The 24,860-nt window shown below is 64.7% G+C and carries 21 protein-coding genes; 14 read left to right on the top strand and 7 right to left on the bottom strand.

Annotated elements, in window-relative coordinates; genetic code table 11:
- Positions 1 to 14: 14 nt before the first annotated feature.
- On the bottom strand, positions 15 to 1,940 hold the full coding sequence (locus UB43_RS13540) for a transglycosylase SLT domain-containing protein (RefSeq protein WP_045211708.1): 1,926 nt from the start codon (positions 1,938 to 1,940) through the stop codon (positions 15 to 17).
- Positions 1,941 to 2,150: 210 nt separating this feature from the next.
- On the opposite strand from UB43_RS13540, the gene UB43_RS13535 reads away from it, so the two are divergent.
- Together UB43_RS13535 and UB43_RS13530 are read left to right on the top strand one after the other, a co-directional pair.
- A complete protein-coding gene (locus UB43_RS13535) occupies positions 2,151 to 4,061 on the top strand; it encodes an ATP-binding cassette domain-containing protein (RefSeq protein WP_045211705.1) in 1,911 nt (636 codons plus the stop codon).
- Positions 4,062 to 4,123: 62 nt separating this feature from the next.
- Positions 4,124 to 4,810 carry a hypothetical protein gene (locus UB43_RS13530; RefSeq protein ID WP_045211703.1) on the top strand — a complete coding sequence of 229 codons (687 nt, stop codon included), beginning with the start codon at positions 4,124 to 4,126 and terminating at the stop codon, positions 4,808 to 4,810.
- A gap of 43 nt (positions 4,811 to 4,853) precedes the next feature.
- On the opposite strand, the gene UB43_RS13525 is transcribed toward UB43_RS13530, so the two are convergent.
- On the bottom strand, positions 4,854 to 5,294 hold the full coding sequence (locus UB43_RS13525; RefSeq protein ID WP_024766849.1) for a universal stress protein: 441 nt from the start codon (positions 5,292 to 5,294) through the stop codon (positions 4,854 to 4,856).
- 81 nt (positions 5,295 to 5,375) lie between these two features.
- Here UB43_RS13525 and UB43_RS13520 point away from each other — a divergent pair, with 81 nt between their 5' ends.
- Positions 5,376 to 5,810, top strand: a complete 435-nt coding sequence (locus tag UB43_RS13520) for a hypothetical protein (RefSeq protein ID WP_045211699.1) — start codon at positions 5,376 to 5,378, stop codon at positions 5,808 to 5,810.
- A gap of 27 nt (positions 5,811 to 5,837) precedes the next feature.
- Here UB43_RS13520 and UB43_RS13515 read toward each other — a convergent pair whose 3' ends face one another.
- A complete protein-coding gene (locus UB43_RS13515; RefSeq protein ID WP_045211697.1) occupies positions 5,838 to 6,644 on the bottom strand; it encodes a hypothetical protein in 807 nt (268 codons plus the stop codon).
- Positions 6,645 to 7,119: 475 nt separating this feature from the next.
- Between UB43_RS13515 and fadB the strand changes: the two genes are divergently transcribed.
- From fadB to UB43_RS13485, 6 genes are all read left to right on the top strand, one after another.
- Positions 7,120 to 9,267, top strand: coding sequence for a fatty acid oxidation complex subunit alpha FadB (fadB, locus tag UB43_RS13510; protein WP_045211694.1), 2,148 nt, complete (start codon positions 7,120 to 7,122; stop codon positions 9,265 to 9,267).
- 30 nt (positions 9,268 to 9,297) lie between these two features.
- Entirely contained in the window at positions 9,298 to 10,473 is a 1,176-nt protein-coding gene (gene fadA / locus UB43_RS13505; RefSeq protein ID WP_045211692.1) for an acetyl-CoA C-acyltransferase FadA, read from the top strand.
- A 123-nt stretch (positions 10,474 to 10,596) separates the two neighbouring features.
- Positions 10,597 to 10,860 carry a DUF1653 domain-containing protein gene (locus UB43_RS13500; protein ID WP_045211689.1) on the top strand — a complete coding sequence of 88 codons (264 nt, stop codon included), beginning with the start codon at positions 10,597 to 10,599 and terminating at the stop codon, positions 10,858 to 10,860.
- 92 nt (positions 10,861 to 10,952) lie between these two features.
- Positions 10,953 to 13,559: a type I DNA topoisomerase gene (topA, locus tag UB43_RS13495; protein WP_045211687.1), complete on the top strand. Its 2,607-nt coding sequence runs from the start codon at positions 10,953 to 10,955 to the stop codon at positions 13,557 to 13,559.
- 67 nt (positions 13,560 to 13,626) lie between these two features.
- The gene (locus UB43_RS13490; protein ID WP_045211685.1) at positions 13,627 to 14,148 is read left to right on the top strand and encodes a DUF6586 family protein; all 522 of its coding nucleotides are present in this window, start codon (positions 13,627 to 13,629) and stop codon (positions 14,146 to 14,148) included.
- Positions 14,149 to 14,255: 107 nt separating this feature from the next.
- Positions 14,256 to 14,495, top strand: coding sequence for a hypothetical protein (locus UB43_RS13485; RefSeq protein WP_045211682.1), 240 nt, complete (start codon positions 14,256 to 14,258; stop codon positions 14,493 to 14,495).
- Positions 14,496 to 14,539: 44 nt separating this feature from the next.
- On the opposite strand, the gene sulA is transcribed toward UB43_RS13485, so the two are convergent.
- Positions 14,540 to 15,013 (bottom strand): SOS-induced cell division inhibitor SulA, encoded by a 474-nt coding sequence (gene sulA / locus UB43_RS13480; RefSeq protein ID WP_045211680.1) that lies wholly within the window; start codon positions 15,011 to 15,013, stop codon positions 14,540 to 14,542.
- A 13-nt stretch (positions 15,014 to 15,026) separates the two neighbouring features.
- Positions 15,027 to 15,641 carry a transcriptional repressor LexA gene (lexA, locus tag UB43_RS13475; protein WP_026079098.1) on the bottom strand — a complete coding sequence of 205 codons (615 nt, stop codon included), beginning with the start codon at positions 15,639 to 15,641 and terminating at the stop codon, positions 15,027 to 15,029.
- 251 nt (positions 15,642 to 15,892) lie between these two features.
- On the opposite strand from lexA, the gene UB43_RS13470 reads away from it, so the two are divergent.
- From UB43_RS13470 to UB43_RS13455, 4 genes are read left to right on the top strand one after another with little or no spacing between them, the layout of a single operon-like run.
- On the top strand, positions 15,893 to 16,609 hold the full coding sequence (locus tag UB43_RS13470; RefSeq protein ID WP_045211678.1) for a TetR/AcrR family transcriptional regulator: 717 nt from the start codon (positions 15,893 to 15,895) through the stop codon (positions 16,607 to 16,609).
- A gap of 56 nt (positions 16,610 to 16,665) precedes the next feature.
- Positions 16,666 to 17,190, top strand: a complete 525-nt coding sequence (locus UB43_RS13465) for a L,D-transpeptidase (protein WP_045211676.1) — start codon at positions 16,666 to 16,668, stop codon at positions 17,188 to 17,190.
- A gap of 11 nt (positions 17,191 to 17,201) precedes the next feature.
- A complete protein-coding gene (gene nagZ, locus UB43_RS13460) occupies positions 17,202 to 18,200 on the top strand; it encodes a beta-N-acetylhexosaminidase (protein ID WP_045211674.1) in 999 nt (332 codons plus the stop codon).
- 9 nt (positions 18,201 to 18,209) lie between these two features.
- A complete protein-coding gene (locus UB43_RS13455; protein ID WP_045211672.1) occupies positions 18,210 to 18,947 on the top strand; it encodes an S-methyl-5'-thioinosine phosphorylase in 738 nt (245 codons plus the stop codon).
- A 135-nt stretch (positions 18,948 to 19,082) separates the two neighbouring features.
- Here the strand turns inward: UB43_RS13455 and UB43_RS13450 are convergent, their stop codons facing one another.
- Positions 19,083 to 19,745, bottom strand: a complete 663-nt coding sequence (locus UB43_RS13450) for a CsiV family protein (RefSeq protein ID WP_045211671.1) — start codon at positions 19,743 to 19,745, stop codon at positions 19,083 to 19,085.
- 11 nt (positions 19,746 to 19,756) lie between these two features.
- Complete coding sequence (mfd, locus tag UB43_RS13445) at positions 19,757 to 23,221, bottom strand: transcription-repair coupling factor (RefSeq protein WP_045211670.1); 3,465 nt, start codon at positions 23,219 to 23,221, stop codon at positions 19,757 to 19,759.
- Positions 23,222 to 23,361: 140 nt separating this feature from the next.
- On the opposite strand from mfd, the gene UB43_RS13440 reads away from it, so the two are divergent.
- On the top strand, positions 23,362 to 24,828 hold the full coding sequence (locus UB43_RS13440; protein WP_045211669.1) for a glyceraldehyde-3-phosphate dehydrogenase: 1,467 nt from the start codon (positions 23,362 to 23,364) through the stop codon (positions 24,826 to 24,828).
- Positions 24,829 to 24,860: the final 32 nt, after the last annotated feature.

The raw sequence follows: 24,860 nt of genomic DNA, 5'->3' as shown, positions 1-24,860 counted from the left end.
GGCGGTAGAGGGTGTCAGAGCTCGTCGAAGAATCGTTCATGCCAGTCGACGATGGGCTGCGGCGCGTTGAGCTTCTGCCCATAGATCACCGCATAGGACAGCACGTTCTGCACGTAGGAGCGGGTCTCGTCGAACGGAATGGTCTCCACCCAGACATCGAAGGCCAGGTGGCGCGCATCCTTCAGCCACTGGCGCACACGGCCGGGGCCGGCGTTGTAAGCGGCGGTGGCGAGCACGCGGTTGCCGTTGAACTGGCCGTGTACCTGGCTCAGGTAGGCAGCGCCGAGCTGGATGTTCACGTCCGGCACGATCAGTTGCTGCGGCGAGGCCAGCGGGATGCCGAACTTGCGCGAGGTTTCCTTGGCGGTCGCCGGCATCAGCTGCATCAGGCCGGTGGCGCCGACGCCGGAGCGCGCATCGGACATGAAGGCGCTTTCCTGGCGGGTGATGGCGAATACCCAGCTGGAGTGCAGGCCGCGGTTGCGCGCCTCGCGCACCAGGGTGTTGCGGTAGGCCATGGGGAAGCGGATATCCAGGTCGTCCCAGTACTTGGCCTGGCTGATCGCGCGGATGGCCGGGAAGTACCACTGCATGTCGTAGGCGATCTTCGCCTGGGCCAGCAGCTCGTCGTGGCTCAGGTGGCGAGCGGCGTGGTACCACTCGCGGCGGGCGTTGATGATCTCGCCACGGGCGTAGAACTCCAGGGCGCGGCGGGTGCTCGGCGCATTGCGCACGCGCTGCATCGTTGCCGCGTCCAGCGATACCGGACGATTGTTCAGCTGATAGGGGGCGTTGATCCGGTCGGCGGCGAGGAAGCCATAGAAGTCACGTTCGCCGGCCACCGGCTGGTACAGGCTGATGGCCTGCTTGTTCTGCGGTTGCGCCAGTTGCAGCGAGCGCGCCTGCCAGTATTTCCAGCGGTTGGTCTCGGCCAGCGACGGCGGCAGGGCGCGGGTCAGCTCGTAGGCTTCTTCCCAGCGGCCCAGGCGCAGCAGCAGGCGCAGGCGCCATTCGGTGACGGTGTCGTCGCGCAGTTGCGGGTCGTACTTGACCATCATCGGCAGCGCGCGCGGGTCATAGCGACGCGCCAGGCTGAGGCCGATCTCGCGGGCGATGGAGACCTTCTCGTCGCTGGAGAAGGGCAGCACCGAGCTGTAGTAGTCGAGCAGGTTGATGGCCTTCTCCGGATCCTGCTTGGCCAGGCGGCGCAAGCCCAGGCCGACCACGTCGGCCGTGGCGTGGTCGCGGGCGCCGAAGCGGGTGGTCTGGCTCAGCTGCGCAGGGTTCTGCGCCACATTGACCATCAGCGTGCCCTGGCTGCCGAGGGTCGGCAGGCGCTTGGAAAGCACCGTGGCGAGGCTGTAGTTGCCTTTTTCGGCGGCCAGCTTCAGGCGCTTCCAGACCTTCTCCTCGGTGAGCTGGCCGTCGGCCTGCCACATCGCGAAGGTGGTGTCGCAGGCATCGGGCTGCGGCTTGCCCACCAGCCAGAGCTTCTCGGCGGTGGCGTAGCCCTCGGCCTTGTTGCCGTGGCCCAGCTGGTACTGGCCGTAGAGGCAGTCCAGCTCGGTGAAGTTCATCTTCGGGTCGTAATAACGGACGAAGGTGTTCCAGTCCCCCCGATCGGCCAGCTGGCGCATCCAGCGCAGCTTCAGCCAGTTGATCTGCGGCAGGTCGCCGTGCTGCTCGATGAAGCGCTCGATCTCGGCGTTGCTGGCGCTTTTCAAACGGTTGGTCAGCTCGTCATAGGCCAGGTAAGGCTGCAGCGGATAATCGGCCAGCGCCGACTGGTAGGCGAAGTACGGGCCGCTGTCGCCGCGCGCCAGGGCCTTCTGCGCCTCGTCGTACATCTGGCGCTGCTGGGGCAGGGACGCTGCGTTGGCTGTCGAGGCGGACAGGCTGAGGATCAGGCAGGAAAACAGTGAGAAAAGGCGACCGCGCATGGCTCTTCCGGGAAGATGATCGGTGGGCGCTGGATGGCGCGCGCCCGCTGCCCCGTAGCTTAGCCTGTTGCGCGCGGGGGGTGAAAGCGCCACCAGGGCTGCCTGGCTCAAAGGCGGACGAATGTCTCGCCCCTGCACTTTGTCCGTACCCCTCTGACTTTTCCGCGCTTTCCCTTAAACTGCGCGCCCTGTTTTACGGAAGATGCTCTCATGACCCTGCTCAAGTTAACCGACGTGTCCCTCGCCTTCGGCACCACTCCGCTGCTGGATAAGGTGTCCTGGCAGATCGCTCGCGGTGAGCGGGTCTGCATCATCGGCCGCAACGGCACCGGCAAGTCGAGCATGCTCAAGCTGGTCAAGGGCGAGCAGAAGCCCGATGACGGCGACATCTGGCGCGCACCCTCGCTGAAGATCGGCGAGCTGCCGCAGGAACTGCCGCGCGCCGACGACCGCACGGTCTACGACGTGGTTGCCGAAGGCCTGGCCGAAGTCGGCGAGCTGCTCGCGCGCTATCACCACCTGAGCATGCACATCGAAAGCGAAGAGGACCTGAACAAGCTGGCGCGGGTCCAGCAGGACCTCGAGGCCCGCGATGGCTGGCGCCTCGGTCAGCTGGTGGACACCACCCTGAGCCGCCTGCAACTGCCGGCCGACAAGACCCTCGCCGAGCTCTCCGGCGGCTGGCGTCGTCGCGTGCTGCTGGCCCAGGCGCTGGTGGCCGAGCCTGACCTGCTGCTGCTGGACGAGCCGACCAACCACCTGGACATCGGTGCCATCGCCTGGCTGGAAAACGCCCTGGCGGACTTCCCCGGCGCCGTGCTGTTCATCACCCACGACCGCTCCTTCCTGCAGGCCGTGGCCACCCGCATCCTCGAGCTGGATCGTGGCCACCTGATCGACTGGAACGGCGACTACGCCAGCTTCCTCGTGCACAAGGAGCAGGAGCTGGCGGCGGAAGAGGCGGCCAATGCACTGTTCGACAAGCGCCTGGCCCAGGAGGAAGTGTGGATTCGCCAGGGCATCAAGGCCCGTCGTACCCGTAACGAAGGCCGCGTGCGTGCGCTGAAGGCGATGCGCAACGAGCGCGCCGAACGCCGCGAGCGCCAGGGCAAGGCCAGCTTCCAGATGGAGACGGCCGAGAAGTCCGGCAAGCAGGTGATCGTCGTCGAGAAAGCCGGCTTCGCCCATCCGGGTGGCCCGGCGCTGATCCGTGATTTCTCCCTGGTGCTGCAGCGCGGCGACCGCATCGGCCTGCTGGGCGCCAACGGCACCGGCAAGACCACGCTGCTCAAGCTGCTGTTGGGCGACCTGCAGCCGACTTCCGGCAGCGTCAAGGAAGGTACCCGACTGGAAGTGGCTTATTTCGACCAGCTGCGTCACCAGCTGGAGCCGGAAAAGACCGTCATCGACAACATTTCCGAAGGCCGCGAGTTCATCACGATCAACGGGCAGAATCGCCACGTGCTCAGCTACCTGGGCGACTTCCTGTTCTCCCCGCAGCGCGCCCGTACCCCGGTGAAAGCGCTCTCCGGTGGTGAGCGGGCACGCCTGTTGCTGGCGAAGTTGTTCAGCAAGCCGGCCAACCTGCTGGTGCTGGACGAACCGACCAACGACCTGGACGTGGAAACCCTGGAACTGCTGGAAGAAGTGCTGCTGACCTTCGACGGCACCGTACTGATGGTCAGCCACGACCGGGCCTTCCTCGACAACGTGGTGACCAGCACCCTGGTGTTCGAAGGCGAAGGACGCGTGCGCGAATTCGTCGGTGGCTACCAGGACTGGCTGCGTCAGGGCGGCTCGCCCAAGTTGCTCGGCGTGGGTGAGGAGAAGGGCGACAAGCCCGCTGCTGCTCCCGCTCCCGAGCAGCCGGCGGCCGTGAGTGCGCCGGTGGAGGCCGCGCCGAAGAAGAAGCTGAGCTACAAGCTGCAGCGCGAACTGGAAGCCATTCCCGGGCAGATCGAGGCCCTGGAGGCGGACATGGCCGCGCTGCAGGAAGAAACCGCGTCACCGGACTTCTACCAGCGCCCGCAGGATGAAGCCCAGGCTGCCCTCGCGCGCCTCGGTACCCTGCAGGAAGATCTGGACCGGCTGATCGAGCGCTGGGCAGAACTGGAAGAGTGATCCGTTCGGTCCGGCGATGTGCCCGTGCGTATCGCTGATCAAAGACTGTTAGGGATGGCCGAATGGCAATCGAGTACCGCATCACCCTGGATGATGAGCACGAGTTCAGTTACCGCATCGAGCTGGAGCGCCAGTACGACCCGCAGGTAGCCGCCCAGACGCCACGCTGGACGCGCCTGGAGAACAACCGATGCAGCAACTGCCCGCTGAACCCGGCGCAGTACAGCCACTGCCCGGCGGCGGTGGACCTGCACCGGGTGATCGAGGACTTCCGTGGTTTGCCGGCCTTCAAGAAGGTCTCGGTGCAGGTACGCACGCCGGAGCGCGAGTACATCAAGCACGCGGGGCTGGAAGAGGGCCTGCGCGCGCTGCTCGGCGTGATCATGGCCACCAGCGCCTGCCCGCTGCTGGGCAAGCTCAAGCCGATGGCCCAGCAGCACTTGCCGTTTGCCAGCAACCAGGAGTTCATCCTGCGCGCGGTATCGCTGTACCTGATGCGTCAGTACTTCAACTTCCGTGAAGGACGGCATGCGGATTGGGAGCTGAAGGGGCTGGTGAAGCAGTTCCAGCAGTTGCAACTGGTCAACCAGGCGTTCTGGCAGCGGATTCACGAGACCTGCGACGGCGACTCGAACCTGAAGGCTTTCCTCAGCTTCTTCTCCATGGCATCGAGCATGAGCTATTCGCTGGAGGCGCAGTTGCAGAAGGTGCGGCCGCTGCTGATGAGCGGGGACATGCTCGGCGCCTGAAACGAAGCGGGCCCCGCAGGGCCCGCTGTCTACCTGGGTTGGCTCAGCTGGTTTTCTGCAGGCGCACGGCGAGGACATCGCAGGGCGCGCCGTGCAGCACGTCGTTGGCGGTGGAGCCCAGCAGCAGGGCGAGGCCGTGGCGGCCGTGGCTGCCGACGACGATCAGGTCGCAGTCCTGTTCATCGGCGAGGCGGTGGATTTCCTGGCGCGGCTGGCCGTAGACCAGGTGGCACTGGGAGCTGGTGATCTCGGCGTAGGTGAGGGTGAACTGGTGCAGGCGTTCCTTGGCCTGGTCGAACTGCTGCTGTTGCAGCATCGACAGGTCCATCGGCACGTCGCCGCCGAAGGCCATCGCCATGGGCTCGACCACATGCACCGCCGAGAGCCGGGCGTCATTGGCCTTGGCCAGTGCGACCGCCCGCTTCATCACCGGATCGCATTCTTCGGTAAGGTCGACGGCGACCAGAATGTGTTGGTAGGGCATGAGCGTCTCCTCCGGGGGACTCGTTATTAATCAGTATGGCCCCAATGGCCGTGCTTGACCTGTTTGACCGGTATAACCGATATGACCACCTGGATGGTAATTCTTCTCATCGCATTGGTACTCAGCCCGCTGACCTGGCTGATCCCATCGCGCGGCCAGCGCGGGCAGATGGACCTGCGCCTGCAGGCGCGGCGCCTGGGCCTGGCGATGCAGATGGCGCAGCAGGAGTGGCCGCACTGGCTGGAGCGGCAGCCGCCGCGCCAGTGCGCGCAATACCACCGCGCCCGAGGGAAGAACCGCGACGTCTGGTGCTACTGGCAGAGCGAGCCGGGCGTCTGGCTGGACCGCTGGCGTGAGGCGAGCGCCCCTGTCGAGCTGGCCCAGGCGCTGGCCAGCCTGCCGAAAGACGTCTACATGGTCGAGGCGACACCCCAGTTCCTCGCGCTGTACTGGGGCGAACGGGGCGACAGCAGCGACCTCGAGCGGGTCGCTGCCTTCCTTAAACAGCAAGCCTGAAGCCCTCGAGCAGCATGCCTGAAGCGATCAGCTCTGCTGCGCGGCATACAGGCCGGAGACTTTCTCCAGGTCTTCGATGATGCGGTCGGAGTACTTGTTGATCAGGAAGGGCACGCTGTTCTGGTTGTAGTTCTGCAGCGATTTCTCGATGTAGCGCCACTTGATCGCCACGCCGCGTAGCTCCTGGCCAATCTCCGGCGTGGTCTGCGGCGCCTGCTGCAGCTTCACCAGGTTGATCGCGAAGCGGTTGGCCAGGTCATCCAGCGGGCGCTCCTCGCCACCGCCGAAGAAGCTGGCGCCCACCGAGGCATTGCGCGAGGCGTAGTCCACCGCGATGTCCTGCATCAGCAGGCTCTGCTCGCGGGTCTGCTGGGTCAGCGGCGGGACCTTGCTGCCGCTTTCCTCCTGGATCTTGGCGTAGAGCTGCTCGGCGGTATCCAGCAGCTTGCGGTTCTGTGCGGCGAGGTCGGCGACCGGTTGCAGGTCGGTGTAGCCGCTCTTGTCCAGTGCGCCGGTGAGGGTGTGCAGTTGGGCCGCATAGGCTTTCCATTCATCCAGCAGCTCGGTCTTGAGCTTCTTCGATTCGTTGCCGGGCATTTCCCCCAGCTTGCCCAGGGCGTCGGTGGCGCTCTGCGACGAGGCCTCGACCATCTTGGCGTACTTCTGGTCGCCTTCCATCGCGTTGAACATGAAGAAGTCGCCGAGGCTGCGCTGGGCGGCGAGGCGCGTCTGGTGGACGTTGAGCAGGTCGCTGGCGGCGTCGGCGGCAGCGATGAGGGGCAGGGCGGTGAGCGCGAGCGCGGACAGCAGACGCACGAGCGGACGGCTGGACATCGTTCCAACTCCTTGGAGCCATGGGCTTCTTGTTGTTTTGTTTTGCACAGGTTCCAGGCGTCCGCCAGCGTTGGCAGGAGGCAGATCGCCATTGCGCCCGACTCTAGCGCGGGCCATGGGGTTTGAACAGTGGCTGTCGGGACGTCGGTGCCAGGTAACAATTGTCACGATAGGCGTGGTGAATGGGGCGTCAGGGTTGCGCTGAATGCTCCGGCCCAGACGCCCCGGCCGCTTTGCGACTGTTACGTCTCGCTGATTGACAAGCCTTGGCTTTTCCTAGAAGGTGGGCGCACCCAAATCAAACGGGCGTATGAATCGAGCGTTTGCCCCGCGCAGCGACTTGGTCAGAACGCCCCGGCTATCGCGTCGGCGGGTGTGCCGCAAGCTTTGGGACTATCCTCGGCGACTGCCGAACGGTCCCGATACACGGTGTCCGACGTGTGATTTCAAGCTTCCCTAGCGTGGAGATCAGTTGATGATTTACCAAGGTAAAGCCATCACGGTTAAGGCTCTTGAGAGCGGCATCGTCGAACTGAATTTCGACCTCAAGGGCGAGTCCGTCAACAAGTTCAACCGACTCACCCTGAATGAACTGCGCCAAGCAGTCGATACCATCAAGGCCGATGCGTCCGTCAAGGGCGTGATCGTGACCAGCGGCAAGGGCGTGTTCATCGTCGGCGCCGACATCACCGAGTTCGTCGACAACTTCAAGCTGTCCGACGAAGAGCTGCTGGCCGGCAACCTCGAAGCCAACAAGATCTTCAGTGACTTCGAAGACCTGAACGTTCCGACCGTAGCCGCGATCAACGGCATCGCCCTGGGCGGCGGTCTGGAAATGTGCCTGGCGGCCGACTTCCGTGTCATGAGCGCCACCGCCAAGGTCGGCCTGCCGGAAGTGAAGCTGGGCATCTACCCGGGCTTCGGCGGCACCGTTCGCCTGCCGCGCATCATCGGCTGCGACAACGCGGTCGAGTGGATTGCCTCGGGCAAGGAAAACAAGGCTGAAGACGCGCTGAAAGTCGGCGCCGTCGATGCCGTCGTGGCTCCCGAGCAACTGCAAGCCGCCGCTCTGGACCTGGTCAAGCGCGCCATCGCCGGCGAGCTGGACCACAAGGCCCGTCGTCAGTCGAAGCTGGAAAAGCTCAAGCTGAACGCCATCGAGCAGATGATGGCCTTCGAGACCGCCAAGGGCTTCGTCGCTGGCCAGGCCGGCCCGAACTACCCGGCGCCGGTCGAAGCGATCAAGTCGATCCAGAAAGCCGCCAACTTCGGTCGTGACAAGGCGCTGGAAATCGAAGCCCAGGGCTTCGTGAAACTGGCCAAGACCTCGGTTGCGCAGAGCCTGATCGGCCTGTTCCTGAATGACCAGGACCTGAAGAAGAAGGCCAAGCAGTACGACGAGATCGCCAAGGACGTGAAACTGGCCGCCGTACTGGGCGCCGGCATCATGGGTGGCGGCATCGCCTACCAGTCCGCTTCCAAGGGCACTCCGATCCTGATGAAGGATATCCGCGAAGAGGGTATCCAGATGGGTCTGAATGAAGCCTCGAAGCTGCTCGGCAAGCGCGTCGAGAAAGGCCGCATGACCCCGGCCAAGATGGCCGAGGCTCTGAACGCCATTCGCCCGACCATGTCCTACGGCGACTTCGGCAACGTCGACATCGTCGTCGAAGCCGTGGTCGAGAATCCGAAGGTCAAGCAGATCGTTCTGGCTGAAGTTGAAGGCGTCGTGAAGGAAGATGCGATCCTCGCATCCAACACCTCCACCATCTCCATCAACCTGCTGGCCAAGGCGCTCAAGCGTCCGGAAAACTTCGTCGGCATGCACTTCTTCAACCCGGTGCACATGATGCCGCTGGTCGAAGTCATCCGTGGCGAGAAGTCCAGCGACGTCGCCGTCGCCACCACCGTGGCCTACGCCAAGAAGATGGGCAAGAACCCCATCGTGGTGAATGACTGCCCCGGCTTCCTGGTCAACCGCGTGCTGTTCCCGTACTTCGGCGGCTTCTCCAAGCTGCTGGGCTTCGGTGTGGACTTCGTGCGCATCGACAAGATCATGGAGAAGTTCGGCTGGCCCATGGGCCCGGCGTACCTGTCCGACGTGGTCGGCATCGACACCGGCCACCACGGCCGTGACGTGATGGCTGAAGGCTTCCCCGACCGCATGGCCGTGGAAGGCAAGACTGCCGTCGACGTGATGTACGACGCCAACCGCCTGGGCCAGAAGAACGGCAAGGGCTTCTACGCCTACGAGACCGACAAGCGCGGCAAGCCGAAGAAAGTCACCGACCCGCAGGCTTATGAGCTGCTGAAGTCCATCGTCACCGAGCAGCGCGAGCTGAGCGACGAGGACATCATCAACTACATGATGATCCCGCTGTGCCTGGAAACCGTGCGCTGCCTGGAAGACGGCATCGTCGAGACCGCTGCCGAGGCCGACATGGGCCTGATCTACGGCATCGGCTTCCCTCCCTTCCGTGGCGGTGCCCTGCGTTACATCGACTCCATCGGTGTGGCCGAATTCGTCGCACTGGCCGACCAGTACGCCGACCTGGGTGCGCTGTACCACCCGACCGCGAAGCTGCGTGAAATGGCCAAGAGCGGCCAGAAGTTCTTCGGTTGAGTGCGCAACGAATAGAGCGAGAGTGAATTTATGAGCCTGAATCCGAGAGACGCCGTCATTGTCGACTTCGGCCGCACCCCGATGGGCCGTTCGAAGGGTGGCATGCACCGCAACACCCGCGCGGAGAACATGTCCGCGCACCTGATCAGCAAGCTCCTGGAGCGCAACCCGAAGATCGACCCGGCGGAAGTCGAGGACGTGATCTGGGGCTGCGTGAACCAGACCCTGGAGCAGGGCTGGAACATCGCGCGCATGGCGTCGCTGATGACCCAGATCCCGCACACCAGCGCCGGCCAGACCGTCAGCCGCCTGTGCGGTTCGTCCATGAGCGCCCTGCACACTGCCGTGCAGGCGATCCAGACCGGCAACGGTGACGTCTTCGTCATCGGCGGTGTGGAGCACATGGGCCACGTCGGCATGATGCACGGCGTCGATCCGAACCCGCACATGTCCCTGTACGCCGCCAAGGCGTCGGGCATGATGGGCCTGACCGCCGAGATGCTGGGCAAGATGCACGGCATCACCCGTGAGGCGCAGGACAAGTTCGGCGTGCGTTCGCACCAGCTGGCCTGGAAAGCGACTCAGGAAGGCAAGTTCAAAGACGAAATCATCCCGATGGAAGGTTACGACGAGAACGGCTTCCTGAAGATCTTCGACTTCGACGAAACCATCCGTCCGGAAACCACCCTGGAAAGCCTGGCGGCCCTGAAGCCGGCCTTCAACCCGAAAGGCGGCACCGTGACTGCGGGTACTTCCTCGCAGATCACCGACGGCGCCTCGTGCATGATCGTCATGAGCGCCCAGCGCGCCCAGGACCTCGGCGTGCAGCCGATGGCCGTGGTTCGCGCCATGGCCGTGGCGGGCGTTGATCCGGCGATCATGGGCTACGGCCCGGTTCCGTCGACCAACAAGGCGCTCAAGCGCGCCGGCCTGACCATCAACGACATCGACTTCTTCGAGCTCAACGAAGCCTTCGCTGCGCAGGCCCTGCCGGTGCTGAAGGACCTCAAGATCCTCGACAAGATGGAAGAGAAGGTCAACCTGCACGGCGGCGCCATCGCCCTGGGTCACCCGTTCGGCTGCTCCGGTGCGCGTATCTCCGGCACCCTGCTGAACGTGATGAAGCAGAACAGTGGCACCCTGGGCGTGTCCACCATGTGCGTGGGCCTCGGTCAGGGCATCACCACCGTCTTCGAACGCGTCTAAGCTTTCGTCGATGGGAGAGCCGGGGCCTTGTGCCCCGGCTTTCGTTTTTGTCGGACGGGGATTGCCCGGCGGCAGCGCAATGAGCACAATCGCCGCCTTTTGGCCGGCCGAGGGAGAACCGACATGCACTTGCAGCCCGGACTGTATCGACATTACAAGGGACAGCAGTACCGCGTGCTCGGCGTCGCCCGGCATTCGGAGACCGAGGAAGAGCTGGTGATCTACCAGGCGCTGTACGGCGAATTCGGCCTTTGGGTGCGCCCGCTGAGCATGTTCACCGAGGCGGTGGAAGTGAACGGTGAGAACGTTCCGCGTTTCGCTCTGGTGAGTGCCGAAAACGATCCGCTGGGTCTTCAGACCGGCCCGTCCGGCGAAACCCAAGCTTGACCTTGGCGCGACCGCCACTATATATAGCGGTGCCGCTCCTAGCTCCTCCCTCCTTATAAATTCATCTTTTCGACGCAGGAATCTTCCGATCCATGGGTAAATCGCTGGTCATCGTGGAATCACCGGCCAAGGCCAAGACCATCAACAAGTACCTGGGCAACCAGTACGTGGTGAAGTCGAGCATCGGCCACATCCGCGACCTGCCCACCAGCGGCTCGTCCGCCTCGAAGGAGCCTGCGGCAAAAGCGCGCAAGACCGCTGCCGAGGCGCCGGCCCTGTCGCCGAAGGAGAAGGCCAAGCGCCAGCTCGTCACTCGCATGGGCGTCGACCCGGAGCACGGCTGGAAGGCCAAGTACGAGATCCTGCCCGGCAAGGAAAAGGTGATCGAAGAGCTGCGCCGCCTGGCCAAGGATGCCGACACCATCTATCTCGCAACCGACTTGGACCGCGAAGGGGAGGCCATTGCCTGGCACCTGCGCGAGGCCATCGGCGGCGACGACTCGCGCTACAAGCGCGTGGTCTTCAACGAAATCACCAAGAAGGCCATCCAGGAGGCCTTCTCCCAGCCCGGCGAGCTGGATATCAACCGTGTGAATGCCCAGCAGGCGCGCCGCTTCCTCGACCGCGTGGTGGGCTACATGGTCTCGCCGCTGCTGTGGGCGAAGATCGCTCGCGGCCTTTCCGCCGGCCGTGTGCAGTCGGTAGCGGTGAAACTGGTGGTGGAGCGCGAACGCGAGATCCGCGCCTTCGTCCCGGAAGAGTACTGGGAAGTCCATGCCGACCTCGGCACGCCGAAGAACGACAAGGTCCGCTTCGAGGTGGTGCGCGAGAAGGGCGAAGCCTTCAAGCCGCTCAATGAAGCGCAGGCCATGGCCGCCCTCGAGAAGCTCAAGGCTTCCAGCTACAGCATCGCCAAGCGCGAGGACAAGCCGACCTCCAGCAAGCCCTCGGCCCCGTTCATCACTTCCACCCTGCAACAGGCCGCGAGCAATCGCCTGGGCTTCGGTGTGAAGAAGACCATGATGATGGCCCAGCGTCTCTACGAAGCGGGCTACATCACCTATATGCGTACCGACTCGACCAACCTGTCGGCCGACGCCATCGACATGGTGCGCGGCTTCATCGACAGCGAGTTCGGCAAGAAATACCTGCCGGCCAAGCCGAATTTCTACTCCAGCAAGGAAGGCGCCCAGGAAGCGCACGAAGCGATTCGTCCTTCCGACGTCAACCTGCGTCCGACCCAGCTGTCGGGCATGGAGCGCGATGCCGAGCGCCTGTACGACCTGATCTGGCGCCAGTTCGTGGCCTGCCAGATGCCGCCGGCCGAGTACCTGTCCACCACCGTCAGCGCTGGTGCCGGTGACTTCGAGCTGCGCGCCAAGGGCCGCATCCTCAAGTTCGATGGCTACACCAAGGTGCTGCCGCAGCAGAGCAAGCCGGGCGAGGATGACGTCCTGCCGGTCATGAACCAGGGCGACGCGATGAAGCTGCTCAAGCTCGACCCGAGCCAGCACTTCACCAAGCCGCCGGCGCGCTTCTCCGAAGCCAGCCTGGTCAAGGAACTGGAAAAGCGCGGCATCGGCCGTCCGTCCACCTACGCGGCGATCATCTCCACCATCCAGGAGCGCGGCTACGTCACCACCCACAACCGCCGCTTCTACGCGGAAAAGATGGGCGACATCGTCACCGACCGCCTCAACGAGAGCTTCTCCAACCTCATGGACTACGGCTTCACCGCCGGCATGGAAGAGAACCTCGATGACGTGGCCCAGGGCGAGCGTGACTGGAAAAACGTGCTGGACGAGTTCTACGGCGACTTCCGCAAGAAGCTCGACCTGGCCGAAGCCTCCAACGATGGCATGCGCGCCAACCAGCCGACCCTGACTGACATCCCCTGCCGCGAGTGCGGCCGGCCGATGATGATCCGTACCGCCTCCACCGGCGTGTTCCTCGGCTGCTCGGGCTACAGCCTGCCGCCGAAAGAGCGCTGCAAGGCGACCGTCAACCTGATTCCGGGCGACGAAATCGCCGCGGACGACGAGGGCGAGTCCGAATCCCGCGTGCTGCGTGGCAAGCACCGCTGCCCGATCTGCAGCACCGCGATGGACGCCTACCTGGTCGACGAGAAGCGCAAGCTGCACATCTGCGGCAACAACCCCGATTGCGCCGGCTACGAGATCGAGGAAGGCCAGTACCGCATCAAGGGCTACGAAGGCCCGAGCCTGGAATGCGACAAGTGCGGCAGCGAGATGCAGCTCAAGACCGGCCGCTTCGGCAAGTTCTTCGGTTGCACCAACCCAACCTGCAAGAACACCCGCAAGCTGCTGAAGAGCGGCGAGCCCGCGCCGCCGAAGATGGACGCCATCCGCATGCCGGAGCTCAAGTGCGAGAAGGTGGACGACATCTACGTACTGCGTGACGGCGCTTCCGGCCTGTTCCTCGCCGCCAGCCAGTTCCCGAAGAACCGCGAGACTCGTGCTCCGCTGGTTGCCGAGCTGGTGCCGCACAAGGAAGAGCTGGATCCGAAGTACCACTTCCTGCTTTCCGCCCCGGCGAAAGACCCGGATGGCCGTCCGGCGGTGATCCGCTTCAGCCGCAAGACCAAGGAGCAGTACGTGCAGTCCGAGGTCGACGGCAAGCCCACCGGCTGGCGTGCGTTCTTCGACGGCGGCAAGTGGAAGGTCGAAGACAAACGCTGATGGAAGGCGCGCCCTGCTGAGGCGGGGCGTGCTTATACTGCCGAAGTCGACTGCAGAGGGCCCGGTCATGGCGAACGAACTCTATACCCGCACCAACCAGAAGCTGTTCTTCGCCGGCCTTGCCCTGGAAGCCTGGCGCAGCGCCGAAGCGGCGCGTGCGATGAACGCCCAGGCGCGTATCCAGGCCGAGCGCGAAGCGGCGTTGTTCCATCTCTATGGGGCGGTGCTGGGTGTGGCCCATGAGATCGCCGGTTACTACCGCCTGCCCCAGGCCGGTGCGCCGCGCGTCGATATGCTGCTGAATGCCGAGGTGCTGGCTGCCGCTCCAAGCCCGGAGCTGGCGGAAATGGTCGAACTGGCGCAATCGCCGGAAGCCTGGCTGGGCCGCTTGCTGGCCGGCTATGCCGCGCTGTTCCAGCCGCCGAGCGAGCCAAAGAAAGCCAAGGTCGATCCGACCCAGCCGCTGATCCAGGCAGTGAATGTCGACGACGAGGCGCCGGTCGAGCTGGGCAATGATGAGCTGGAAGCCTGGCGCAAAGCCCTGAAGGACCTGGTACTGCGCTTCCGCGCATCGCTCACCGAGCTCTGATTCCTGCTTCACAGCGTGCCGGCCTTCCGGTCGGTCCGCGCAAGCTTTGGCTAGGGTGTAGCGGATGTGGCTGTTACACTACGCGTTCTGCTGTGGAGAACGTCGCTATGCCAACCTCATTTCTGGAAATTGTCGAACTGCCTGACGGGCGCATTGTGCTGCGTCGTGCAGACGAGGAGGAGGCGCTGGTGACCCTGGAGTTCTCCGCCGATGCCAAGGGCTTCCTGCAGGGCCAGCACATCGAGATCGCCAAGGCGATGTTCAATGTCGGTGTGCAGATGGCCGGTCGTCTCGCCGAAGGCGGCGACATGAGCATGGACGACGAAGGTCCGCGCGTCCTGCACTGAGTGCTGCCGCTTCGCCGCGTTCGCGGCGAAGCTTCCCGATCCGATCAACCCAGACGAATGTTCAGGCTCTGCGCCTGGCCGGCCACGGCCGAGCGGGACAGTTGCGCACGCGCTTTCGCGCTGAGATTCAGCCAGCTCACTACGGTGTGGCTGTTGCCCAGGCGCAGCGCCTCGCAGGCCAGGGCCTGGGCGGCGGCCTGATCGCGGGCTGGCAGCAGCAGGATGCCCTGGCGGTTCAGGCCGGCCTTGCGCAGCCAGTCCGGCGTCAGGCTGGACGGCGGCGCGATCAGGGTCAGCCAGCGCGAATCGCTTTCCTCGCTCAGCTCGCGGAGCATGGGCGCCAGCAGCATCAGGCACTGACCGGGAAGGCCGCGCAGGGCGATCTCGCTGAAGGCGCTTTCGTCGGCGACGGGTTCTTCTTCCATCAGCTCCGGGAGCAGGGGAGCAGTACCGCTCGCCCAGAGTGCTTCCTGGAACAGCGGGAGTTGCGGCAGGTTCTGCGGCTGCGGGTACTGCATGGGTGTCTCCTGTTCAGCGACGGATCACGCCGACGCTCAAGCCTTCGATGACCAGTTCCTGTTCCTTGAGATCGACCTCGATGGGGGCGAACTCCGGGTTCTCGGCGAGCAGCCAGACCTTGCTGCCTTCGCGCTTGAAGCGCTTCACCGTGACCTCTTCACCCAGGCGGGCAACCACGATCTGGCCGTTGCGCGCCTCGCGGGTGACATGCACGGCGAGCAGGTCGCCATCCATGATGCCGACGTCCTTCATGCTCTGGCCGCGTACGCGCAGCAGGTAATCGGCGGGCGGATTGAAGAAGGTGGGGTTGATCCGGCAGGTGTCGTCGACGTTCTGCTCGGCAAGGATCGGTGCGCCAGCGGCAACCCGGCCGATGATCGGCAATTCGTCGTCATTGGCGGCGGCCTTGGGCTCGAAGCCGGGGATGCGGATGCCGCGGGAAGCGCCCGGGGTCATCTCGATGGCGCCTTTGCGGGCGAGGGCTTTCAAGTGCTCCTCGGCGGCGTTGGGCGACTTGAAGCCGAGTTCCTGGGCGATTTCCGCGCGGGTGGGCGGGTAGCCGTTGGCTTCCAGGCAGCGTTTGATGAAGGCGAGGATCTCGGCTTGGCGCGGCGTGAGCTTCAGCATGTCCATACTCTGGCTTTTTATACAGTGCCTGGAATTATATACAGTGATGGCGGGCTGGCAATGCTTTTGTTGGGCGCGGCTGTCGGTGGAACGTTCGTGCATGTAACCTTTGGACGCTGGCAAGCGTCTTGCTTTACACAAGGTCTCTCGTCGCATTGCCATGATATTGGTAACAATCCATCGCACTTTGCTTGACAATAGAAGACGCTGAAACGTATGTTTCAAACAAGTGTTTGTCAGGCGGAGTAGCCATGGCCCAGTCGGAAACCGTCGAACGCATCCTGGATGCTGCGGAACAGCTGTTCGCGGAGAAAGGCTTCGCCGAAACCTCCTTGCGTCTGATCACCAGCAAGGCGGGGGTGAACCTCGCAGCGGTGAACTACCACTTCGGCTCGAAGAAGGCGCTGATCCAGGCGGTCTTCTCGCGCTTCCTCGGCCCGTTCTGCGCCAGCCTCGAGAAGGAGCTGGATCGCCGCCAGGCCAAGCCCGATGCGCCCCGCGCAACGCTGGAAGAGCTGCTCGAACTGCTCGTGATCCAGGCCATGGCCGTCAAGCCGCGCAGCGGCAACGACCTGTCGATCTTCATGCGCCTGCTGGGGCTGGCGTTCAGCCAGAGCCAGGGGCACCTGCGCAAGTACCTCGAAGAGGTCTACGGCAAGGTTTTCCGTCGCTACATGCTGCTGGTGAACGAGTCCGCGCCGCGCTTGCCGCCGCTGGAACTGTTCTGGCGCGTGCACTTCATGCTGGGTACCGCGGTGTTCAGCATGTCCGGCATCAAGGCGCTGCGTGCCATGGCCGAGAACGATTTCGGCGTGAACACTTCCATCGAGCAGGTGATGCGCCTGATGGTGCCGTTCCTGGCTGCCGGGATGCGCGCCGACAGCGGCGTCAGCGATCCTTCGCTGGCGGGGGCGCAGCTCAAGCCGCGCACCAAGTCGAGTGCCGCCCAGGCGCCCGCCAAGGTCTGATCCGGGCCCGGCTTCGCGCTGGGCTGCGTCGGCTCGATCGGCTACAGTAGCCGGCCATGGCTGATCTCGATCTTCTCCATATCTCCCTTGCTGACCAGATGCTCTACGGCTTCGCCGAGGGGCGTCTTGTCGTGCGCATTCCGGTATCCAGCGCCGTCAACGGCGCGGGGGAGCGCAACGGCTCCGGCTGCACGCCGCGCGGCTTGCACCAGGTCCGTGCGCGCATCGGCGATGGCTTGCCCAAAGGCGCGGTTCTGAAGGGGCGGCGCTGGACCGGCGAGACCTGGACGGCCAAGCTTCACGAGGCGTTTCCCGGCCGCGACTGGATACTCTCGCGCATCCTCTGGCTCAGTGGCTGCGAGCCGGGGCGCAATCGGATTGGCGAGGTGGATACCTTCCGCCGCTACATCTATCTGCACGGTACGCCGGACTGCGAGCCCATGGGCACGCCGCTGTCCCACGGCTGTATCCGCCTGCGCAATGACGACCTGCTGGAACTCTTTCCGCAGGTTCCCCTCCATTGCCGGGTCCGCATCGAAGAGGCCGCCTGCCCCGAGTGGCGGGTGGCGCAATTGAATTGAAAGGAATGTACATGCAAGGCTCACTGATGCTCGACATCGGCGGCACCTGGCTCACCGCCGAGGACCGCCAGATCCTGCGCCAGCCGGAAGTCGGCGGCCTGATCATATTCGCCCGCAACATCGAGTCGCCGCGCCAGGTGCGCGAGCTGATGGCCTCCATCCGCGCGCTGCGCCCCGACCTGCTGCTCGCGGTGGATCAGGAGGGCGGCCGGGTGCAGCGCCTGCGCCAGGGTTTCCTGCGCCTGCCGGCGATGCGCGCCATTGCCGATAACGCCAATGCCGAGCGACTGGCCGAACAGTGCGGCTGGCTGATGGCAACCGAGGTGCTCGCGGTGGGGCTCGACCTGAGCTTCGCTCCGGTGCTCGATCTGGATCACCAGCGCAGCGCTGTCGTTGGCAGTCGAGCCTTCGAGGGCAATCCGGAGCGCGCCGTCGAGCTGGCCCGCGCTTTCATTCGCGGCATGCGCGCCGCGGGCATGGCTTCCACCGGCAAGCACTTCCCCGGCCACGGTTGGGCGGAAGTGGATTCCCATGTGGGTATCCCTGAGGACGAACGTACGCTGGAGCAGATCCGCGCCGTGGACCTGGTGCCGTTCCAGCGCCTTTCCGGCGAGCTGGATGCGCTGATGCCGGCTCACGTGATCTACCCGCAGGTCGACCCGAATCCGGCCGGCTTCTCCCGCCGCTGGCTGCAGGACATCCTGCGTGGCGAACTGGGCTTCGATGGGGTGATCTTCAGCGATGACCTGTCCATGGCCGGCGCCCACGTGGTCGGTGATGCCGCCAACCGCATTGAGGCCGCCCTGAGTGCCGGCTGCGACATGGGCCTGGTGTGCAACGACCGCGCCTCCGCCGAGCTGGCCCTGAGCGCTTTGCAGCGCCTCAAGGTCAGCGCGCCGCAGCGTCTGCAGCGCATGCGCGCCAAGGCTTGGCCAGGTATCGAATACAAGCAGCTGCCGCGCTGGCAACAAGCCGTCGGCGAGCTGCGTGCCGCACAACTGATCGATTAAGGATTTGCCATGACTGTTTACGCCATCATCGGCGGCACTGGCCTGACCCAGTTGGAAGGGTTGACCCTGAAGGACGCCATCGAGCTGGATACGCCCTACGGCGCACCCTCGGCAGCCATCCAGCGCGGCGAGTTCGCCGGCCGCGAGGTGCTCTTCCTCGCCCGCCACGGCCACCCGCATCGCTTCCCGCCGCACCAGGTGAACTACCGCGCCAACCTCTGGGCGCTGAAGCAGGCGGGCGCCGAAGCTATCCTGGCGGTGAACGCCGTGGGCGGCATCCACGCGGCCATGGGCAGTGGCCATCTCTGCGTGCCGCACCAGATCGTCGATTACACCTGGGGGCGCGAACACACCTATTTTGCCGGCGACATCGAGCACGTCACCCACATCGACTTCAGCCACCCCTACGACGAGACGCTGCGGCTCAAGCTGATTGCCGCCCTGCAGGCGCTGGGCTATGCGTACAGCAGCCATGGCGTGTATGCCGCGACCCAGGGCCCGCGCCTGGAAACCGTGGCGGAAGTCGCCAAGCTGGAGCGCGACGGTTGCGACATCATTGGCATGACCGGCATGCCCGAGGCTGCGCTGGCTCGCGAGCTGGATCTGCCTTACGCCTGCCTGTCGCTGGTGGTGAATCCGGCGGCTGGCAAGTCCAGCGGCATCATTACCATGGCCGAGATCGAGCAGGCGTTGCACGAAGGTATCGGCAAGGTGCGCGAGGTGCTGGGGCGCGTGCTGGTGAGCTGAGCCAATACTGTAGGAGCGAGGGGGACGTCTAGTTCTTGCTCGCGAACCGCTTGGCACCGCGCCTTGCGGGTTCGCGAGCAAGCTCGCTCCTGCGAAGAGCAAAATAAAAAGCCCGGCGAATGCCGGGCTTTTTATTTATTGCGCGGGCTGTGCCGGCGGCGGGGCGTCGAAGCCGCCGTCTGCCGGGGCAGCGGGAGCCTGTTGCTGCTGCGGCGCGTCCGGGCCGGTCGGAGCCTCGTCTTCCATGCCCGGCGGCGGGGCGGAGGCGGGCTTGGCGTTGAGCGGGGTCACCTTGATCAACATGCCCAGGCTCGGGTGGTCGAGGTAGGTCAGCACACTGTTCTTCAGGCTGGCTTCCTGGACCATGTGCTGGCTGGCGGCGAGCAGGCCGTCCTGGCCGAACTGGTTGATCCAGAAGTCGGTCTGGGTGTTCACGAAGCGTTGCTGGCTGAAGGTGATGGTGCCCTCCACCGGGAAATGGCCATCGTGCTTTGCGCCCTCGGTCAGGGAAACCTTCACCGGGTTGGCATCGATCTCCTGGCGCCAGGCCTTGTGCATCAGTACCTGGAAGCCTTCGTTCTGCTTGAGCTTGGCCACCTGGGCGTCCATCGCGGTGGGGCGTGAGCTGTCCGGGCCGGGCGGTTGCGCGCCCTTGGCCCAGTCGTCGGGCGCAGGGCGACTGGCGAAAACGGCGTCGCCGGATTGCTGGAAGAGGATCAGCTCCACCTGGTAGGGCTCGGCGAAGGCGGCTGGCGACAGTAGCGCCAGCGACAGCAGCAAGGGTTGGAACAGGCGCATGCACAGGGTCCTTAATGAGTCTGTGGCGTGAGGCGCTCGAGCAGCGCTTCCAGCGTGTTGAACCGTTCTTCCGGGCGCTCCATGGGCACCTGGAACTTGAAGAGGGTGGCCCCTTCGAATTTGTACCGATTGGGCTGGCTCTGGATCATCTTGATCAGCACCAGCGGGTCGACGCAGGTATCGGCGGCGAATTCTACCCGGCCTCCCTGGGGGCCGGCATCTACCTTCACGATCCCGAGCTTTTCCGCCTGCAGTTTCAGCAAAGTCAGACGGATCAGGTTCTTCGCCGGCTCCGGCAGCAGGCCGAAGCGGTCGATCATTTCCACCTGCAGCTCGCGCAGGCCGTCCTCGTCGGCGGCGTTGGCGATGCGCTTGTAGAGGATCAGGCGGGCGTGGACGTCCGGCAAGTAATCCTCGGGGATCAGCGCCGGCACGCGCAGGTTGATGTCCGGGCCGCCGCCCAGCGGCTGCTCGAGATTCGGCTGCTCGCCCTTGCGGATGGCTTTCACCGCGCGCTCGAGCATTTCCATGTAGAGAGTGAAACCCACCGCCTGGATCTGCCCGCTCTGGCCGTCGCCGAGCAACTCGCCGGCGCCGCGGATTTCCAGGTCGTGGGTGGCCAGTACGAAGCCGGCGCCGAGGTCCTGCGCGTTGGCGATGGCCTCCAGACGCTTTTCGGCGTCCGGGGTCATCTGCTTGCGCGGCGGAGTGAGCAGGTAGGCGTAGGCCTGGTGGTGGCTGCGGCCGACGCGGCCGCGCAACTGGTGCAACTGGGCCAGGCCGAACTTGTCGGCGCGCTCGATGAGGATGGTGTTGGCGCTGGGCACGTCGATGCCGGTCTCGATGATGGTCGAGGCCACCAGCACGTTGAAGCGCTTGTGGTAGAAGTCGCTCATCACCCGTTCCAGGTCGCGTTCGTTCATCTGTCCGTGGCCGATGCCGATGCGCGCCTCGGGAACCAGCTCCGCCAGGTCGCGGGCGCACTTCTCGATGGTCTTCACTTCGTTGTGCAGGAAGTACACTTGGCCGCCGCGCAGCAGTTCGCGCAGCAGGGCTTCCTTGATCACCGACTTCTGCTCTTCCATGACGAAGGTGCGCACGGAGAGCCGGCGTGCCGGCGGCGTGGCGATGATCGACAGGTCGCGCATGCCGGCGACCGCCATGTTCAGCGTGCGCGGGATCGGCGTGGCGGTGAGGGTGAGGATGTCCACCTCGCTGCGCAGCGCCTTGAGCTGTTCCTTCTGGCGCACGCCGAAGCGGTGCTCTTCGTCGATGATGACCAGGCCGAGGTTCTTGAACTTGACGTCGTCCTGCAGCAGCTTGTGGGTGCCGATGACGATGTCCACCTTGCCTTCGGCCAGCTGCGCGACGGCGCCTTCGACTTCCTTGGCGGACTTGAAGCGGCTCATCACCTCGACCGTTACCGGCCAGTCGGCAAAACGGTCGCGGAAGCTGTTGTAGTGCTGCTGGGCGAGGAGCGTGGTGGGCACCAGCACGGCGACCTGCTTGCCGCTGTGCACCGCGACGAAGGCCGCGCGCATGGCCACTTCGGTCTTGCCGAAGCCCACGTCGCCGCAGACCAGGCGGTCCATCGGCTTCTCCGAGAGCATGTCGGCGACCACCGCCTCGATGGCGGTCTGCTGGTCCGGGGTTTCCTCGAAGGGGAAGCCGGCGGAGAAGGTGGCGTAGTCGACCTGCGGGTCCTTGAACGCGTAGCCCTTGCGGGCGGCGCGGCGAGCGTAGATGTCGAGCAGCTCGGCGGCGACGTCGCGGACCTGTTCGGCGGCCTTGCGCTTGGCCTTCTGCCAGGTTTCCGAGCCCAGCTTGTGCAGCGGCGCCAGGGCGTCGTCGCTGCCGGTGTAGCGGGCGATCAGGTGCAGGTTGGCGACGGGAACGTAGAGCTTGGCCTCGTCGGCGTATTGCAGGGCGAGGAACTCGGCGTTCTGGCCGTCGATCTCCAGGGTGATCAGGCCCATGTAGCGGCCGACGCCGTGGTCGATGTGCACCACCGGCGCGCCTTCGCGCAGCTCGGTGAGATTCTTGATGACGTTCTCGCCACCGTCGCGGGTCTTCTCGCGGCGCCGGCGCTGCATGACGCGCTGGCCGAACAGCGGGCTCTCGGCCACCAGGGCGATGCCTGGCTGGCCCTTTTCGGCGTCCAGCAGCAGGCCTTCATCCATCGGCGCGATGGTGATCGCCAGGCGGTCCTTGTGGGCCAGGAAGCCCGGCCAGCCTTCGACCTCGACCGGGCGCAGCTTCAGTCGTGCGAGTAGTTCCAGCAGCACTTCGCGGCGGCCGGCGGATTCGGCGGTAAAGAGGATGCGCCCGTCGAACTGCTCGATGAACTGGCGCAGGCGCGCCAGTGGCTCGGTTGCCTTGGCCTCGATGGCCAGCTCTGGCAGCGCTTCGGCGGGGAAGCGTTCGCGGCCGACGCCGGTTTCGATCGGCTCGGGGCTGACCACCACGCGCGGCCAGTTCTTCAGGCGGGCGAAGCAGTCTTCCACCGGCAGGAATACTTCGGCCGGCGGCAGCAGGGGGCGTTCCGGGTCGTAACGACGGTCTTCGTAGCGGTTGCGCACGTCGGTCCAGAACTGCTCGGCGGCGGTCTCGATGCCCGGCAGGGAGAACACCTGGGTGTCCTGTGGCAGGTAGTCGAACAGCGTCGAAGCCTCGCCATCTTCGAAGAACAGCGGGATGTAGTACTCGATGCCGGCGGGTGTCAGGCCGCTGGCGAGGTCCTGGTAGATCGGGCAACGCCGGTAGTCGACGTCGAAACGCTCGCGGAAGCGGCCGCGGAAGCCGGCCACCGCTTCCTTGCGCAGCGGGAACTCGCGCGCCGGCAGCAGCCGAATGCTCTCCACCTTGTCGATGGAGCGCTGGGTTTCCGGGTCGAAGGTGCGCAGCGTCTCGATTTCGTCATCGAACAGGTCGATGCGGTAGGGCAGTTCGCTGCCCATGGGGAACAGGTCGATCAGTGCACCGCGCACGGCAAACTCGCCGTGTTCGTAGACGGTATCCACGCAGCGATAGCCGGCGGCTTCGAAGCGGCTGCGCATCTGCTCGACGTCGAGCTTCTGGCCGACGTCCAGCACCAGGCTGCTGCCGAGCAGGAACTTGGCCGGCGCCAGGCGGTGCAGGGCGGTGGTGATGGGCACCACCAGCACGCCGCGGCGCAGTTCGGGCAACTGATAAAGGGCGGCGACGCGCTGGGAGATGATGTCCTGGTGCGGCGAGAAGACGTCGTAGGGCAGGGTTTCCCAGTCCGGCAGTTGCAATACCGGCAGGTCTGGCGCGAAGAAGCGCAGTTCCTGCTCCAGACGCTCGGCGCTCTGGCTGTCGGCGGTCAGCAACAGGGTGAAACGTTTGGCTGGGCCGGCCGCTTCAGCGATGGCCAGGCTCAGGGCGGCTCCGGGGAGGTTGCCCCAGGATTGCTTGCCGGCGGCTGTCGGCAATGTAGGGATGCGCAATACGGACACGGGCGTTCGTGGCTCCGGTCGAGGAATTTGACCGGTCGGATTGTAACTATCCCGATTGACGGATGTCAGTCATACGACCGCTGCGGATTGCCGGCGATTGTTCGCGCCGTCATAATGTAGCCCCTTTTTTCTTCTCCTACATGTGGAAGGTATTGCCCGTGACCCAGAAGCCCGACCAGTGTCTCGGTGAGTGGATCGATCGTGAAGCCCTCGCGGAAGCCATGATTCCGCTGATCGGCCAACTCTACCGTAACAACAACGTGGTGACCTCGATCTACGGCCGTGGCCTGATCAACCGTTCGGTGATCGCGATCCTCAAAGCGCACCGTTTCGCCCGTCACCGCCTGGCCGAAGAAGGCGGGCTGTCGGTTCACGACACTTTCCCGATCCTCAAGGCGATGAGCGAGCTCAAGCTGGGCGCCGCTTCCGTCGACCTGGGCAAGATGGTTGCCAAGTTCAAGACCGAAGGTAACGGCCGCAGCATCGAGCAGTTCACCAAGGACGAACTGGCCGACGTGGTCGGCAAGCAGAACGGCGGCGCCCGCGAAGGCACCGACGTCGTCCTGTACGGCTTCGGTCGTATCGGCCGCCTGCTGGCCCGTATCCTCATCGAGAAGACCGGTGGCGGCGACGGCCTGCGCCTGCGCGCCATCGTCGTCCGCAAGGGCGCCGAGAACGACCTGGTCAAGCGCGCCAGCCTGCTGCGTCGTGACTCCGTGCATGGCCCGTTCGATGGCACCATCACCATCGACGAAGAAAACAACACCATCACCGCCAACGGCAACCTGATCCAGGTGATCTACTCCAACGACCCGGCGTCGATCGACTACACCCAGTACGGCATCAAGAAAGCCCTGCTGGTCGACAACACCGGCAAGTGGCGTGACGCCGAAGGCCTGGGCCAGCACCTGAAGTGCCCGGGTATCGACCGCGTGATCCTGACCGCTCCGGGCAAGGGCGCGCTGAAGAACGTCGTACACGGCATCAACCATGGCGACATCACCGCTGACGACAAGATCGTATCCGCCGCTTCCTGCACCACCAACGCCATCGTGCCGGTGCTGAAGGCTGTCAACGATCAGTACGGCATCATCAACGGCCACGTCGAAACCGTTCACTCGTTCACCAACGACCAGAACCTGATCGACAACTTCCACAAGGGCAGCCGCCGTGGCCGCGCCGCGCCGCTGAACATGGTGATCACCGAGACTGGCGCCGCTACTGCTGCCGCCAAGGCTCTGCCGGTGCTCAAAGGCAAGCTGACCGGCAACGCCATCCGCGTTCCGACGCCGAACGTCTCCATGGCCATCCTGAACCTGAACCTGGAAAAGGCCACCAACCGCGAAGAGATCAACGAGTACCTGCGCCAGATGGCCATGCACTCGGACCTGCAGAAGCAGATCGATTTCGTGTCGTCCCAGGAAGTGGTTTCCACCGACTTCGTTGGTTCCCGCCATGCGGGCGTCGTCGATGCCGAGGCGACCATTGCCAACGACAATCGCGTCGTCCTGTACGTTTGGTACGACAACGAGTTCGGCTACAGCTGCCAGGTCGTCCGCGTGATGGAAGACATGGCTGGCGTGAATCCGCCGGCTTTCCCGCGCTGATTCAGGCGGTCTAGGGAAACGGGAGCTCTCGG

It is taken from the genome of Pseudomonas sp. 21, assembly GCF_000955805.1.
GTDB lineage: Bacteria > Pseudomonadota > Gammaproteobacteria > Pseudomonadales > Pseudomonadaceae > Pseudomonas.
This window is presented reverse-complemented; position numbering and strand designations above follow the sequence as displayed.

What these genes read in the sequence shown, in the direction of transcription:
- UB43_RS13540 (WP_045211708.1), bottom strand. Translation starts at nt 1,940, where the DNA reads ATGCGCGGTCGCCTTTTCTCACTGTTTTCCTGCCTGATCCTCAGCCTG.
- UB43_RS13535 (WP_045211705.1), top strand. Translation starts at nt 2,151, where the DNA reads ATGACCCTGCTCAAGTTAACCGACGTGTCCCTCGCCTTCGGCACCACT.
- UB43_RS13530 (WP_045211703.1), top strand. Translation starts at nt 4,124, where the DNA reads ATGGCAATCGAGTACCGCATCACCCTGGATGATGAGCACGAGTTCAGT.
- UB43_RS13525 (WP_024766849.1), bottom strand. Translation starts at nt 5,294, where the DNA reads ATGCCCTACCAACACATTCTGGTCGCCGTCGACCTTACCGAAGAATGC.
- UB43_RS13520 (WP_045211699.1), top strand. Translation starts at nt 5,376, where the DNA reads ATGACCACCTGGATGGTAATTCTTCTCATCGCATTGGTACTCAGCCCG.
- UB43_RS13515 (WP_045211697.1), bottom strand. Translation starts at nt 6,644, where the DNA reads ATGTCCAGCCGTCCGCTCGTGCGTCTGCTGTCCGCGCTCGCGCTCACC.
- fadB (WP_045211694.1), top strand. Translation starts at nt 7,120, where the DNA reads ATGATTTACCAAGGTAAAGCCATCACGGTTAAGGCTCTTGAGAGCGGC.
- fadA (WP_045211692.1), top strand. Translation starts at nt 9,298, where the DNA reads ATGAGCCTGAATCCGAGAGACGCCGTCATTGTCGACTTCGGCCGCACC.
- UB43_RS13500 (WP_045211689.1), top strand. Translation starts at nt 10,597, where the DNA reads ATGCACTTGCAGCCCGGACTGTATCGACATTACAAGGGACAGCAGTAC.
- topA (WP_045211687.1), top strand. Translation starts at nt 10,953, where the DNA reads ATGGGTAAATCGCTGGTCATCGTGGAATCACCGGCCAAGGCCAAGACC.
- UB43_RS13490 (WP_045211685.1), top strand. Translation starts at nt 13,627, where the DNA reads ATGGCGAACGAACTCTATACCCGCACCAACCAGAAGCTGTTCTTCGCC.
- UB43_RS13485 (WP_045211682.1), top strand. Translation starts at nt 14,256, where the DNA reads ATGCCAACCTCATTTCTGGAAATTGTCGAACTGCCTGACGGGCGCATT.
- sulA (WP_045211680.1), bottom strand. Translation starts at nt 15,013, where the DNA reads ATGCAGTACCCGCAGCCGCAGAACCTGCCGCAACTCCCGCTGTTCCAG.
- lexA (WP_026079098.1), bottom strand. Translation starts at nt 15,641, where the DNA reads ATGCTGAAGCTCACGCCGCGCCAAGCCGAGATCCTCGCCTTCATCAAA.
- UB43_RS13470 (WP_045211678.1), top strand. Translation starts at nt 15,893, where the DNA reads ATGGCCCAGTCGGAAACCGTCGAACGCATCCTGGATGCTGCGGAACAG.
- UB43_RS13465 (WP_045211676.1), top strand. Translation starts at nt 16,666, where the DNA reads ATGGCTGATCTCGATCTTCTCCATATCTCCCTTGCTGACCAGATGCTC.
- nagZ (WP_045211674.1), top strand. Translation starts at nt 17,202, where the DNA reads ATGCAAGGCTCACTGATGCTCGACATCGGCGGCACCTGGCTCACCGCC.
- UB43_RS13455 (WP_045211672.1), top strand. Translation starts at nt 18,210, where the DNA reads ATGACTGTTTACGCCATCATCGGCGGCACTGGCCTGACCCAGTTGGAA.
- UB43_RS13450 (WP_045211671.1), bottom strand. Translation starts at nt 19,745, where the DNA reads ATGCGCCTGTTCCAACCCTTGCTGCTGTCGCTGGCGCTACTGTCGCCA.
- UB43_RS13440 (WP_045211669.1), top strand. Translation starts at nt 23,362, where the DNA reads ATGTGGAAGGTATTGCCCGTGACCCAGAAGCCCGACCAGTGTCTCGGT.